The sequence below is a fragment of the Amycolatopsis sp. PS_44_ISF1 genome (assembly GCF_032335455.1).
Lineage (GTDB): Bacteria > Actinomycetota > Actinomycetes > Mycobacteriales > Pseudonocardiaceae > Amycolatopsis.
Window position 1 is genome coordinate 982,527 of the sequence record NZ_JANUXO010000001.1, and the last position, 13,725, is coordinate 996,251.

Sequence of the window (13,725 nt, forward strand, 5' to 3'; positions counted from 1 at the left end):
ACCACCCTCACCGGAGCCCGCCCCGGCGCAGGGCGGCCAGCTCACCGCGTTGCAGGGCCAGCGTCGCCCCGGCGTAACCGAGGACCAGCAGCAAGCCCTCGGCGACGGCGCCGGCCGGCGAGTCGGCGGCGCCGAACACACCGGCGTGGTCCAGCACCGAGACGGGCACCGCGGCGGCGACGCCCGCGGCCAGCACCCGCAGCGTCATCCCCGCCAGCTCGGCCGGCGGCGGCGCGACCCCGTGCCGGCGCAGCGCGAACCAGGCGAGCGGCACGACCAGCCAGACCGCGCCGAACTGGACCGCCGCGACAGCGCCGATCCCCCGGTGGACCACCAGCAGCAGCCCGAGGCCCAGCACCAGCAAATGGGTGCTCTCCAGGGCCAGGTACCGCCGGGCCTGCCCGGTGGCCTTCACCCCCTGGTACCAGATCTGCAGGAGGCAGAGGCCCATCCCGTAACCGGACAGCAGCACGAGCGGTCCGGTCGCGCCGCTCCAGCGCGCGCCCAGCAGCACGATCCGATCGGCGAGCACGGCGAGCCCGAGGTACAGGCCACCGGTGGCCACGAGCACGGCGCGGGTGAACCGCGTGACGGTCTCGGCCAGCGGGCGGTCCTCGCGCCACGACCGGGCCAGCAACGGGAAGGCCACCGCCCCCAGCACCACCGCGACCATGATGTACGGCACCCAGGCCAGCCGGTAGGCCAGTGAGTAGACCCCGACCGCGGCCGGGCCGAGCACGTGCCCGACCGCCAGGTAGTCCAGGTTCACCAGCAGGGTCCCCACCACCGCGGCCGGCCCCACCACGGCCGTCCAGGCCAGGGCCTCCGCGGCCGCCCCGGGGTCCCAGCACGGACGGACGGCGCCGCCGGCCAGCGCGCCGAGCAGCGGCTGGGTCACCGCGGTGCACACCAGGCCGATCACCAGCGCGCCGGGACCGGCGCCGAAGAGGGCGAGCACCACCGTGACGACCGCGCCCAGCACCGCGCTGCCCCCGTCGGGCAGCAGCCGGCGGCGGAAGTCCAGCTCGCGGTGCATCAGTCCCATCTGGACCCCGCCGACGGCGGTGAACGGCAGGCCGAGCGCGGCCAGCCGGACCAGCCCGGCGGCGTCCGGGGTGCCGAGCAGTGCGGTGATCGGGCCGGCCGCGGCCGCGAGCAGCCCGGCCAGGAGCACACCGGCCCCCGCGCTCATCGTCAGCACGGTCCCGGCCATCCGCCTCGGGTCCCGCGAGGTGCGGCCGATCACGTCGTACACGCCGATCGACTGCACCACCTGGCCGAGGTTGACCAGCGACACCGCCAGCGCGACGGTGCCGAGCTGGTCCTGGGCCAGCAGGGCGGCCAGCACCAGCGTGACCAGCATCTGGCTGCTCTTGCTGACCAGGTTCGCCGCCCCGAGCCACAGCGAGCCCCGGACCGCCCGGGTGCCGAGCCCGCTGCTCATCCGGTGACCCCGGCCGTGGCCCGGGCGCCCGTCGCGCGGACGGCGGCGAACGTCACCAGGCCCCAGGCCAGGACCACGGCGACCCCGTCGAGGGTGACCGCGGCCCGGGCCCCGAGCGCGGCCGTGACGGCCGAGTCCACGAAGTGCAGGTGCGCGAACGGCACCAGCAGGGCGAGGACCCCGAACCAGGCCGGCCCCCGTTCCCGCCGCATCGCCACCAGCACCACCGTCATCGCGGGCACGGCGATCAGCACGTCACCGGGCTGGTGCACCACGCAGACCACCACCGCGAGGCCGGTGAGCAGATCGGCCAGCGGCCCGGCGCCCGCGAGGTCGAGCCGGCGCACGAGCAGCGCGCTGAGCACCAGCACCGCGGCCAGCACGACCAGTTCCGCGCCCGGCGGGATCCAGCCGCTGACCCGGAACACCACGGCGGCCACGTCGATCCGTTGCGCGGTGAGGGAATCCACCGCGCCGTAGTCGGTGGCCCGGGCGTGGGTCAGGTTCCTCGAAACCACGTCGAGGAACGCGCCGATCCCCCCGCTGCGGACCGTCAGCAGGACCACGGCCGGCAGGCTCGCGGCCGCGGCCACCGCGGTGCCGGTCAGCGCCACCCGCCGGGAACCCCGCGCGTAGACCAGGACGGCCAGCGGGAAGCCGTACTGCGGTTTCAGCCAGGCCAGCGCGAGGGCGGCCGAGGCCCAGCCCGGCCGGTCCTCGCGCAGCAGGAGCACCCCGGCCGCGCCGAGCGCGATCAGCGGGTTCACCTGGCCGACGTAGAGCTGGGCCTTGCCGACCTGGCTGGTCACCAGCAGCGCGGCGACCACCGCCACGGTGACCACGAACGGAACCCGGGTGAACCGCCGGACGGCGTGGGCGGCCAGCGCCGCGAGCGCGACCAGCAGCAGCAGGCCGGACACGGTGAAGGCGACCGCGCCCGTCCGGTAGCCGAACACCGCGAACGGCGTGCCCAGCACCAGGTGGTACGGCTGGTAGAGGTTGAAGTCCTGGCGCACCGGCCAGTGCGCGAACATGGCGGCGGGGTCGTAGGGGTTGCCGCCGGAGAGGAATTCCCGGACGGGGAAGTAGAGCGCGTCACGGAAGTCCTGGAGCCGCTCCTCGGCCAGGTTCGTCGCCGTGGGCAGCGGAACCTGCCAGGACGGTGCGAGCGCGTGCCAGGTGCTGACCCCGCCGAGCACCGTCGCGGCGATCAGGACGACCCGGTGCGCCGGGCTCAGCGTGGCCGCCAGTTCGCGGACGCGCCGGGCCCTCGTCCCGGCGGGCGGGAAGGTGGGTCTCGCGCTCACGCCAGCACCACCGCCACCAGGATGGCGTCGGCCGGCAGCAGTCCGGCGCTGGCCGTGAGCTGGTCGCACCGCTGACGATCCGCAACCAGCGCCACCGAAGCCCCTTCGCCGGTCTGCTCCTCGGGCAGCCCGGCTTCGAGTTTGGCGGCCGCCTCGGCGAGTTCGGGCGCGACCGGCACCACCCGCAGCGGGCGCCCGGCCACCCGGCCCAGCACCGCCAGCTGGTCGGCCGTGGCCGGATCGGCGCCGCGCAGCACGGCCACCGGCCGGCGCACGCCCGCGGCTCCGAGCGAACGGCGGACGAAACCGGTGCCGGCGCGCAGCCGCTCCGGCACCAGCCGGCGGGAGACCAGGACCGCGAGCCCGGCCGCGATGGCCGCGACCAGCGCCAGCCCGGCCGCCAGCGGCACGTCCGGGTCCACCGTGATCACCTCGGGCCGCGGATCCAGCAACCGCAGCCGGCCCACGGGCGCGAGCAGGTCGGCGTCGACCATCGCCTGGCCCAGCGCCGAAGCGGTGGTGGCCGCCTGCTCCGCCGTGCCGGTCCGGACCGACAGGCGCGCCAGCCCGGACGCCGGCACCAGCTCGACCGAAACCTCGGCGCCGAGCTCGTCCGGGGTGTAACCGGAGCCCGGCGCGACCGACCGCAACACCGAAGGGCTGCGGGCCAGCTCCACCACCGCGGGCAGCGTCAGGGAGACGACTTCGCCGTACTGCGGGGCCGTCTGCGAGGTCGGCTGGTTCACCGGTTCGGCCAGCAGGCTCACCCGGCCCTGGTAGGTCGAGCCGCGCAGCAGGCTGACCAGCAGCACGGCCAGCCCCACGACCAGGGCGACCGCGACGGCGATCGTGGTGGGGCGGGAAATCCTGGTCATCGCGGCCCTCCGAGGGTGGTGCGCAGCAGCTCGTCGTAGGCCTTCATCAGGGTGTGCGGGTCGTAGTCGCGCTGGACGGTGCGCAGCGCCTCGGCCGCAGCCAGCTCCCGGGCGCCGGGGTCGAACAGCAGCGCGCCGAGCGCCTCCGCCGTGGCCACCGGGTCGCCGGGCGGCACCACCAGCCCGCCTCCGCCGGAGAGCACGCCGCGGACGCCGCCGACGTCGGTCGCGACGACCGGCCGCGCGGCCGCCATCGATTCCAGGACGGCCAGCGGCAGTCCCTCCCAGTCGCTGGTCAGCACCGTCAGGTCGGCGGCCGCGAGGAGATCGGGACCGTCCTCGCGGGTGCCGAGGAAGCGGACCCGGCCGTCGAACGCCTCGGCGCGGCGCTCGAGTTCGCCGCGCAGGCTCCCGTCGCCAGCCAGCCACAGGACCGCGTCACCATCGAGGCGGGCCCAGGCGTCCAGCAGCACGTCGTGCCGTTTCTGCGGTTCCAGCCGGGCCAGGCAGACCGCGACCGGCGTCTCCCCGGAGACCCCGAGCGACGCACGGATCTCCGCGCGCCCGAAAACCGGGGGCTGGGCGAAGACCGCGTTGTGGATTTCCGCCGGCGCCTTCAGGCCCGCTTCGGCGAGCCGGGCGGCCGTGGCCGGTGAGACGGCGACGACCCGGTCGGCGGTGTGCCGCAGGATCCGGGCGGCCGCGGGGAAGTCTTCGTCGGCGACCCCGTGGAAGACGGTCAGCAGGGGCCGCCGCCGGGGCAGCAGGGCCAGACGGGAGACCAGGCTCGCCCCGACGTTGTGGGCCAGCACGACGTCCGGGCGGAACCGGGCCGAGGCCCGGCGCACCGCGGCGGCCGACCGCAGCACCCCCAGCTTGCTGCGGCGCGCGAGCGGAACGGGAAACGTCGCCACGTCGGCCGCGGCCAGTCCGTCGGCCCGGAACCCGCCGCCGCTGGCCACCGCCGAGACCCAGCCGTACTCCTGGCCCCGGGCCGCCATGCCCGCGACGAGCGTCTCGGCCCCACCGGACCCCATCTCACTGATCACGTGCAGCACACGCATCGGCACCAGCCTTTCGGATTCGGGTTTCGGCCGCGACGCCGAGCGCGGCGAGCGACCACAACGGCAGGTAGTACTGCTCGGACAGGAAGGCCGAGGTCACCAGCACGGCCAGCAGGGAGGCCTGGATCACGATCGCCTCCACCCGGGCCGGGCTCGACGGCCCGGCCCGCCGGACCGTCCGCTCGCTCGTCAGCGCGGCGACCCCGATCACCCCGGCGAACAACGCGAATCCGGGCAGCCCCAGCTCGGCGGCCACTTCGAGGTACATGTTGTGCGCCACCGGGGTCTGCTCGTCGATCTCGGCGTTGTGCGATTCGGCGGCGTAGTGCGTCCGGAAGGAGCCGGGTCCGACCCCGAGCACCGGGTGCGCGGCCACCATCCGGGCCGCGGCCTGCCAGCGCAGCTCGCGGGTGTCCACATTGGTCCCGGCGATGAACGTCTTCTCCTGCACCGCCCGCGCGAGCTGCGGCCCGGTCAGCAGCAGCGCGCCCAGCCCCAGCACGGCGACCGAAGCGGCGGCCGCGACGAGCACCCGCCACGGCAGCACGCGCCGCGCCAGCAGCCAGGCCAGCGCGGCGGCCAGCCCCAGCGCGCCGCCGCGGGAGAAGGTCGCCAGCGCGCCGCCCACCAGCACGGTGCCGGCGGTGGTGATCACCAGGAAGCGCCACCGCGCGTCACGGTGGGACACGAACAGCGGCGGAACCGCGGCCACCAGGAAGTAGGCCAGGTCGTTCGGATCCGCCTGCGGTCCGCTGGCTCGCGCGTCACCGCCGATGACCAGGCTGTACAGCGCCCCGGCCCCGGCCACGGTCGCCCCCGCGGCCATGGCCAGCAGCAGCCCGCGGATCGGGACCTCCCGCCCGGCGACGTCCGCGAGCACCACGGTGACCAGCAGGAACGGCAGCCAGCGCACGGTGTACTCGGCGGTGAACGGCTCGGCCGAGTGGACCGCCGCGGTGGCCGCCACCACCGTGGCGAGCAGGGCGAGCACCAGGTGCAGCGGGGTCGGCCGGGGAAGCTGCCGCTGCCGGATCCGCACGACCAGCCACACCGCGATCAGCAACGCGGGGGCGAGCTTGCCCAGTTGCGCGTGCACGGCTGTCAGATAGCCCTCGACCGGAGCCAGCGCCACCGTGGCGTAGGCGAGGACTCGAAGCGCCGAACCGGGCGAGACGCGGTCAACGGGCCGGACGACCGTGAACGCGTTCACCTTCTCGCGTCCAGCCGGGCCACCGGCCGCTCCCGCCGCACCGGGCTCCGGCGGACGTACTCGCCGGTGCCGACCACGTCGAACTGCTCGCACAACGTCCGCAGCGCCCAGCTCACCAGCGCGGCCTTCCCGCTCCGGGCGCCCATGCCGGGGAAGAACTCCATCCCCGGAGCCTCGGTGCCTTCGAGGACGTCGGTCGGGTGCAGCAGCAAGGACGGGGTGACGCCGAGACCGAGGCAGAGTCGCAGCGCCGTGCGGAAGTACCCGCGGGCCAGCCGGGGTGAGACCGCGTTGAGCTGCACCAGGTAGGAGCCGTGGATCGGGGTGCGCAGCAGGGGCATGGTCGTCACCGGGAGCTCGACCAGCCTCGCGCCCGTGTCGGTGCGCCAGCGGTAGGGGTGCACCGGCGCGAAGACCCGGGAGAACCCGCCGAACAGCTCGTCGCGGCCCTCTTCGGCGGTATCGGTGGCTTCGGCGGCCGCCGCAGACGTCCCGCGGTTGTGGTAGGCACGGGCCAGCGGGCCGATCCAGGTCGGCCAGGTGCTGGCGTCGTAGCGGTAGCCGCGTTCCACCAGCAGCTCGACGAGTTCGCGCGTGACGCTGTACCCAGGCCCGCGGAAGCCGGACGGCACCGGTGCGCCGGCCGCGACGATCGCGTCCTCGGTCCGGCTCAGCTCCTCGTCGAGCCGGTCCCGGGAGTAGCGGTGCAGCCAGGGCTCGTGGCCGAAGGAGTGGTTGGCGACCTCGTGCCCGGCCGCGGCGATCTCGTTGACCGCCTTGGCCCCGTCCTCGCGGACGGCGTCGGCGCCGACCACGAACACCGTGGCCCGCAGGTGCTGCCCGCCGAGCACGTCCAGCAGCCGGGGCACGGCCGCGGGCAGGAAGCTGGGGTGGTCCCGCCAGCCCGGGTCCCCGTGCGTCTTGAGGTACGCCCAGAGGTTGTCGAGGTCCACCGAGACGATCGCCGGGGGCCGGCCGGTCATGCCGCCTCCCCCGCGACTTCACCGGTCCGGGCGCCGGCCCGGCTCCGGGAGCCCAGCAGCAGCACCCCGCCCACCACCGTGACGAGGCCCAGCGTGACCCAGGGCCCGCCGCCGTCGACCACGCGGTCGCCCAGCACGGCGATGCCCGCGACCGCGGACAGCACGATCGTGGTCGCGTCCGCAGTGGCCACGACCGCCGCGGCCTGGCCGCGCTGCAGCGCGACGGCCATCGACGCCTGGCCGAGGAAGGCGCCGACGAGGACCAGCCAGGTCAGGGGGTTCAGCGGCAGCGACAGCAGGTCGCGGTCCGCCAGCGCGCGGCTGGCCACCGCGACCACGGCGAACGACACCCCGGAGAGCACCGCCGGCGCCGTGAAGGTGCCGGTGCGGCCCGCCGGGATCATCGCCAGCCCGGTGGCCGCGAGCACGGCGGTGAGCACGACGATCCCGCCCGTCCCGAGGTCACCGGCCACGGAGGGAGCCGAAACCCCGGCCAGCAGGACCAGTCCCGCGGCCAGCAGCACCAGCGTCAGCACCTCCGCGGGCCGGATCCGCCACCCGAGGACCAGGACGCCGAACACGATGGCCAGCCCGATCGCCGAGGACGACGCCGCCTGCACCAGGTAGAGCGGGAGCGAAGCACGGGCGAAGAAGGCGAACACGAACCCGCCGGCCTGACCGGCGAACCCCACCAGGTAGAGCCGGTCGGTCGCCAGCCGCACGAGCAGGCCGACCCCGGCCCCGGAGGACCCGGTGGCCCGCCGGGCCGCGACGCTCTGCGCGACGATCCCCACCGCGTACAGCACGGCCGAGGCCACCAGCAACTCAGAACCCACTGGACATGACTCCTTCTCCGCGTACCGAAATTCCGGGCCGGTGAGCGTGAGGCCGGGAAGCAGATCCTAGGAGCAGCCGAGATTGGCCACGTTCGCAGGAACGAGACTGGCTGTGCGTCACGAAAAGAACCGGTCACACGGGGTTGTTAACCCTTAAGCGTGTCACCGGTTCGATATTTCGCTAGCTGTAAGAAGTCTTTCGTTGGCCGTAACGGCAGGCCCGGACCGGGACCAGGGCCGAATCAAGTCCCGGTCCAGAGCTGCCGTAGGTACGAAAGTCAACTCACCACACCGGTCGTTCCGCCCACCACGGAACCGACCGAGCGAGATCAGCCGTGCTGCGCGCTGCCGCCGTCGACCACGCTGCCGGAGGCGCAGTTGTACGGGGCGTCGCCCTCAGCGGTGTGCTTGCCCGGCGACAGGACCGGCACGCCGATTCCGTCGAGCGAGCTGCGGACCGGGACCTGCACGCCGAGCACGTTGACGTCGTTGCCGCAGAGGCCGACGACCGCGTTGACGTTGTGCAGCACGTCGGTGTTGCTCAGGTTGGCCAGGCCGACCTGGCCGTGCTGGTCCCCACCCTGGTAGTAGTCGCCCGGGGTTCCGGCCGAGGCGATCCCGCCGAACAGCAGGGCGCCGGCCGCGAGGGCGGTGGTCAGGAAACCGATCTTCTTCAGCATGGGAAATACTCCTGGGAAGCGTTGTTGTGAGAAAATTATGAGGTGTTCTGATGAGCGTTCCGGAACGCTGCGCGCAATGAGAACATTACCGCGGATCGGCCTCGAATTCCATTCCATAACACTATCGTGTCAAGGAAATTTTGAGAGCCCGGATCCGGCCCGGAAAAACGCATGAAGACATGACAAAAAGCCCTGTGCACCAGGGCAATGTTCAACGAAAGACAATAATTGAAACAGCGGGAAGGGGGCCGGATAAATCGCTTTCCGGCCCCGCTCCCGGCGTTAGTGAAAGGTCACTTGCGGAGCAGTCCGGTCAACCGCGCGACGAGCTTCTGCGCCGCCGACTGCGGCGACACCTCGCTCCCGGTGAAGGGAGAGGTGCCCCCGTCGAGCGGCAGGCGCTGCAGCTGCGGCACCAGCGGCAGGTCGGCGGTCGTCGGCTGGCTCAGCGTCGGGATGGGCAGCGTCGAGTGGCCGATCGGCAGCTGCTGCAGCACCGGGGCCCCGGGCAGCGGCAGGCTCTGGACCGGGATGTCCGCCCGCTCGGGCGCCATGGCGGTGTCCGGCGTCTGCGGCATGACGGGCATCTGCGGCATGGCCGGCACGACCGGCTTGGCGGGCATCGTCGTCATCGCGGGCATCGTCATCGCGGGCATGGTCGACATGGCGGGCATCTGCGGCACGGCGGGCGTGGCCGGGGCCGGCCGCGGGATCTCGGGCATCGCCGGCTGCGTCGACGCGGCGGGGCTGTTGTGCAGGTTCGCCAGGCCACCGCCATCGGGCCGGGTGCTCAGGTTCCCGTGCAGCGGCAGCGGCACGGCCGGGAGGTCACCGTTGACCGGGGTGATCGGGGTGCTCCTCAGCAGCGGCATGGTGTGCTGCACGTCGCCCAGCAGGGGCAGGGCGTGCTGCCCGTTCCCCAGCAGCGGCAGGCTGTGCTGCACGTCGCCCAGCAGCGGCAGCGCCGGCAGGTCGGTGGCATCCAGCTGCGGGCCGAGCGGAAGGTCGAACTGCGGGTCGTCGAATTCCGCCGTGGCCTTCGGCAGCTGCCCCATCAGCTTCCCGACGTCGGGGGTGCCGGCGTGCACGTCCAGCGGCGAAGCGGGCGAATCCGGGCTGACGCTTTCGGCCGCCGACGCGATTCCGGTGCCCAGCATCATCAGGCCACCGGCGACCAGGGCCGCACGCACGACGAACTTCGTCCCATTACGCATGAGAAATACTCCTAGAAATAAGGGTGAACAGCAGGGAAAATGTGCTTCAGCACGTCACGGCATCAACCGCGCACAGCGCGAAAGAAGAGACCGGAGGACGCGAAACCCGCAGGGCGCGAGAGGCCGTGCGGGATCACCGCATCAGGATGCGGTGATGGGGAACTGGCTCAGTCGGGCGTGATGCCGGGCTGGCAGGCGGTGTCCACCGCGGCTCGACGCGCCGCGGTCCGACGGGTTTCCCCGATGACCGGCCGGCGCGCCGCGGTGTTCGACAGGATGACGCCACAGCCGTCGTTGCCACCGTGCCCGGTGATCAGCGCGGTGGTCGAGCCGACGTTCGGCGACGGGGGCAGGGGCGCCGGGAGCGGCCCGGGCCGCTTGCCGGTGGCGTGTCCGACGTCCGTGGCCGACCACACCTCACCGTGGACGGCCGGGCCGTCCACGAAAGCGGGGTGCTTGGGTGCGGCGGTGCGGTTCTCCACACCAGGACGGCCGGGTTCGACGGCGGGCTCCGCGCTTACGGCGGATTGTTCGCCGGCGGAAGGAGGGGCGACCGGCACCACGGCCGGTGCCGGGACCGGCGCCCGCCGCTTCGAGCCGACCACGCTGCCGAGCAGTTCTTCGCCGCTTTCCTTCAGCCCGCCCCGCGAGGTGAGAACCTGGCCGAGAAGGCCACGGGAGGCCCGGGAACTCTGCCCCACGGCCTTGAGCAGGCCGTGCACCGGCTGGGTCACTTCCTGGAGCCGGGGCAGGTCACGGACCTGGGTCACCTCGTGGACCGTGCCCTCGATCCGGTCGAGCCCGGCCACCGGCAGCACCGGAGCGACCACCGGCAGCACAGCGTCGGTGGCCGTGTCGACGACCGAGGCGGTGTCGAGGACCGACGGCTTGACCAGGTCGGGCGGAAGCAGGGTGTCCGCGCCGGCTGTCCCGCCGGCCACGATCCAGACCGCCACGGTGGCCGCGAAGGCCCCGCCGACGACGGCGAGCACGCGCAACAAGAAGCGACTCACGCCGCGCTCCTGCTTCTGCACTCTCTCCACCGCCTCGATCTGGTCGACACCCGTTTCCACCGGACACCGGATAATAACCACACCCGGTTCCCGAGAACGCACCCGGCAGGCCCATTTTTCGGCCATTACCCCTTCGGATTCAAAACTCCGAAGGGTTCGATTCACCCAATGTGCTTACCAATAACCCGGAACTGCGAGGAGCGGTCGACACGAAAGGATGAACCGCGACGGTCGGCGACCGTAGAAATGCCAGCAGGCCTGCTGTCGGCCTCCCGGCGTCGGCCAAGCCGGTCAACGTGGTGTCGATTTTAGTGGACATCGTGTAGCTTCAACCAGGACTTCGCCGAAGGACAACGGATCGGAGCGAAACCGGACATGGCGGGTACAGCCGAGCGGATGTGGGCGATACCGGGGGCGACCCTGACCATGGCCCGGGCCGATCTGGTGGCCGGCGGCTCCGGCGTCGTCCGGATACCGGTGCCGACCTTCCTGGTCCAGCACGCCGAGGGCCTGCTGCTGCTCGACACCGGGCTGGCCCCCGCAGCCGCCGGTGATCCGGGCGGCCACTACGCCGACCTCGGCGAGCTGCTGCTCATCGACTACCCGCCCGAGCGGACGGTGGAAGCGGGCCTGTCGGCGCTGGGTTTCCGCTGCCGCGACGTCACCCACGTCGTGCTGTCGCACGGGCACTTCGACCACACCGGCGGGCTGAGCCTCTTCGCGCACGCCAAGCTCTACCGCGGCGAAGGCGAAATCCAGCACGTCGAGGCGCATGCGAACGATCCGGTGCGGGCCTACCGCATCGACGACTTCGCCGGGCTGGAAACCGCGGACTGGACCGAGTTCGGCGACGACCTCGACGTCTTCGGCGACGGTGCCGTGCGCATCCTGTCCGCGCCCGGGCACACCCCCGGCAACGCCGCGCTCCTGGTGCGGCTGCCGAACCGGGCGATCCTGCTCACCGCGGACACCGCGCACCTGCGCCAGGCCTGGCGCGACGAGCTGGCCATGCCCATGGACCCCGACCACCCGCGCGCCCGGGCGTCCATCCGCCGGTTGAAGGAGGTCGCCGCGGCCGAAGGAGCCGAGGTCTGGATCCCGCACGACCCGGACGACTGGCGTGCGTTCGGCGCGCCCGGCAGCTACCGCTGAGCGGTCGTGGTGGGGAAAGGGGTGCTCGTGCCGGAAGCGGCGAACGCGGTCCGCAGGCGGTCCGCGGCTCCGACGAAGGGCGACCGGCGGGAGCGGCGGATCCTCGAAACCCTGGCGGAACTGTTGGCCGTCCAGGGTTTCGACGCCCTCACCATCGGGGACATCGCCGCCGGCGCGGGGATTTCCCGGGCCTCGCTGTACTTCTACTTCGGCTCGAAGCAGGACGCGCTGGTGGCCCTGTTCGCCACCACGGTCGAATCGCTGCGGGAGAAGTCCCGCGCGGCGGCGGAAGACCCGGCGGCACCGGGGGAAGCGATCGCGACGGTGCTGGCCCGCACCCGTGACCGCTGGCTGGAGCACGGCCTGGTCCTGCGGGTCGCCATCGACCAGTCTTCGGCCATCCCCGAGCTGGGCGCCCTGTGGACGGAGACCGCGGAGATCTTCATCGCGGCGATCACCGCGATCCTGGTGCGCGCCGGCGCCCCCGCCGAACCGGGGCCGAGCGGGGCCGAAGCCCTGGCCCGCGTGTTGTGCTGGATGGTCGAGCGGTCCTTCTACCACGCCTCGGCCGCATCACCGGAAGCGCTGCGCGAGGCCGCCGAGACCTGCGCCGAGGTGTGGCTGCGGGTGGCGGGCCTCGGCCGCTGACTTCAGCCGCCACCGCGGCCGGTGGTCCGCACCTGGTCCCGGCCGTGTCGCTTGGCCTGCATCAGAGCGCTGTCGGCGGCGGTCAGGAGCTGGTCGGCGGACGCGCCGTCCCCGGGGTAGGCCGCGACGCCGATCGAGCAGCCCAGCCCCGGCAGGGTGTGCGGCCGTCCGTCGGTGGTGGCGCTCAGCACGAGCGGGGTGTGCGCGAGGCGCGAACGGATCCGCTCGGCCACGCTCAGCAGCTCCTCGGGTCCGAGGTCGGGCAGCAGGATCGCCAGCTCGTCCCCGCCGTAGCGGGCGACCAGGTCCCGCGCGCGGACCTCCGACCGGACCAGGTCGGCGACGGCCCGGATCGCCTGGTCGCCGGCGGGGTGGCCGAACGTGTCGTTGATCTGCTTGAACCGGTCGAGGTCCAGGAACAGCACCCCCGCGCCGGTCCCGGCCAGGTTCGCGCGGTCGAGCTCGGCGGTGACGACGTCGGCCCAGTACACCGAGGTGACCAGGCCGGTCTTCTGGTCGGTGCGGGCCGCGCGCAGGTACTGGGGCAGCAGCAGGTCCCGGTGCACGCAGAGCACGGCGATCAACGGCGCCGGCAACGCCCAGGGCACGTGCACCAGCAGCACCGCCACGGTGACGCCGAGGCCCAGCGCCGAGGCGACGACCAGCTGGTCCCCGGGGTGCCCCAGGGCCTGGCGGGCCGTCAGCTCCTCGTCCGAGGCCAGCACGATCGCCCCGACGACCAGCGCGTAGTTGACCAGCCACCAGGTCGCCGCCGCGGCCACCACGATCAGCAGCGACCGGGCGTCGTGCGGCAGCCGGGCGCCGAAGCCGGCCGGCAAGCCGTTCAGCACCGCGGTCGCCGCAGCCGAGGCGATCACGAAGGTCGAGCAGGAGTAGATCTTCCGGAACAGCACCGCGGGCCCGTAGACCCGGAACCAGCAGTACGCGTACGAGACCACGGTCAGCGCGATGACCAGCGGCAACGGCAGCACCAGCAGCCCGCCGAACACCCACAACGACTTGAGGTTGGTGTACGGCGCCTTCTTCGACGCCTGCTCGCGGCGGCGTTCGATCGTCCGCGCGGCTTCGAGGTGCGCCACCGCGGCGGCGGTGAGGACGGCGAACCACGCCCACTCACGGCCCGTGACCGCCATCGGGACCGACGCGAGCACCGCGATCGCGACGGCGAAGGCGTTGACGGCGAACACCAGGCGCAGCGCGGGACGGGGCAGGGCCCACAGCCCCCGCCTCGACATGCGTTCGAGATCCGCACCCGTCACGCTGGTAACCGTCCTTGTC

Annotated in this window: 13 protein-coding genes; 2 read left to right on the forward strand and 11 right to left on the reverse strand. The window is 73.1% G+C overall.

The window, feature by feature from the left end; translation table 11 throughout:
* Window positions 1-7: 7 nt before the first annotated feature.
* The 10 genes from NYF13_RS04315 to NYF13_RS04360 form a co-directional block, all read right to left on the reverse strand.
* Complete coding sequence (locus NYF13_RS04315; protein ID WP_315654301.1) at window positions 8-1,444, reverse strand: oligosaccharide flippase family protein; 1,437 nt, start codon at window positions 1,442-1,444, stop codon at window positions 8-10.
* Window positions 1,441-2,751, reverse strand: a complete 1,311-nt coding sequence (locus tag NYF13_RS04320) for a glycosyltransferase 87 family protein (protein ID WP_315654302.1) — start codon at window positions 2,749-2,751, stop codon at window positions 1,441-1,443. Before NYF13_RS04320 ends, NYF13_RS04315 begins: the two co-directional genes overlap by 4 nt.
* The gene (locus tag NYF13_RS04325; RefSeq protein WP_315654303.1) at window positions 2,748-3,626 is read right to left on the reverse strand and encodes a hypothetical protein; all 879 of its coding nucleotides are present in this window, start codon (window positions 3,624-3,626) and stop codon (window positions 2,748-2,750) included. Before NYF13_RS04325 ends, NYF13_RS04320 begins: the two co-directional genes overlap by 4 nt.
* A complete protein-coding gene (locus NYF13_RS04330; protein ID WP_315654304.1) occupies window positions 3,623-4,690 on the reverse strand; it encodes a glycosyltransferase in 1,068 nt (355 codons plus the stop codon). The genes NYF13_RS04325 and NYF13_RS04330 overlap by 4 nt, the downstream gene beginning before the upstream one ends.
* Window positions 4,665-5,900, reverse strand: a complete 1,236-nt coding sequence (locus NYF13_RS04335; protein ID WP_315654305.1) for an O-antigen ligase family protein — start codon at window positions 5,898-5,900, stop codon at window positions 4,665-4,667. The genes NYF13_RS04330 and NYF13_RS04335 overlap by 26 nt, the downstream gene beginning before the upstream one ends.
* The gene (locus tag NYF13_RS04340; protein WP_315654307.1) at window positions 5,897-6,883 is read right to left on the reverse strand and encodes a polysaccharide deacetylase family protein; all 987 of its coding nucleotides are present in this window, start codon (window positions 6,881-6,883) and stop codon (window positions 5,897-5,899) included. Before NYF13_RS04340 ends, NYF13_RS04335 begins: the two co-directional genes overlap by 4 nt.
* The gene (locus tag NYF13_RS04345; RefSeq protein ID WP_315654308.1) at window positions 6,880-7,719 is read right to left on the reverse strand and encodes a hypothetical protein; all 840 of its coding nucleotides are present in this window, start codon (window positions 7,717-7,719) and stop codon (window positions 6,880-6,882) included. Before NYF13_RS04345 ends, NYF13_RS04340 begins: the two co-directional genes overlap by 4 nt.
* Before the next feature lie 329 nt (window positions 7,720-8,048).
* Window positions 8,049-8,399 (reverse strand): hypothetical protein, encoded by a 351-nt coding sequence (locus tag NYF13_RS04350; RefSeq protein WP_315654309.1) that lies wholly within the window; start codon window positions 8,397-8,399, stop codon window positions 8,049-8,051.
* 293 nt (window positions 8,400-8,692) lie between these two features.
* Window positions 8,693-9,613, reverse strand: a complete 921-nt coding sequence (locus tag NYF13_RS04355) for a hypothetical protein (protein WP_315654310.1) — start codon at window positions 9,611-9,613, stop codon at window positions 8,693-8,695.
* A 167-nt stretch (window positions 9,614-9,780) separates the two neighbouring features.
* A complete protein-coding gene (locus NYF13_RS04360; RefSeq protein ID WP_315654311.1) occupies window positions 9,781-10,626 on the reverse strand; it encodes a hypothetical protein in 846 nt (281 codons plus the stop codon).
* 375 nt (window positions 10,627-11,001) lie between these two features.
* Here NYF13_RS04360 and NYF13_RS04365 point away from each other — a divergent pair, with 375 nt between their 5' ends.
* Complete coding sequence (locus tag NYF13_RS04365; protein WP_315654312.1) at window positions 11,002-11,778, forward strand: N-acyl homoserine lactonase family protein; 777 nt, start codon at window positions 11,002-11,004, stop codon at window positions 11,776-11,778.
* Window positions 11,779-11,805: 27 nt separating this feature from the next.
* Window positions 11,806-12,426 (forward strand): TetR/AcrR family transcriptional regulator, encoded by a 621-nt coding sequence (locus NYF13_RS04370; RefSeq protein WP_315654313.1) that lies wholly within the window; start codon window positions 11,806-11,808, stop codon window positions 12,424-12,426.
* Window positions 12,427-12,428: 2 nt separating this feature from the next.
* Here NYF13_RS04370 and NYF13_RS04375 read toward each other — a convergent pair whose 3' ends face one another.
* Window positions 12,429-13,706 (reverse strand): GGDEF domain-containing protein, encoded by a 1,278-nt coding sequence (locus NYF13_RS04375; RefSeq protein ID WP_315654314.1) that lies wholly within the window; start codon window positions 13,704-13,706, stop codon window positions 12,429-12,431.
* Window positions 13,707-13,725: the final 19 nt, after the last annotated feature.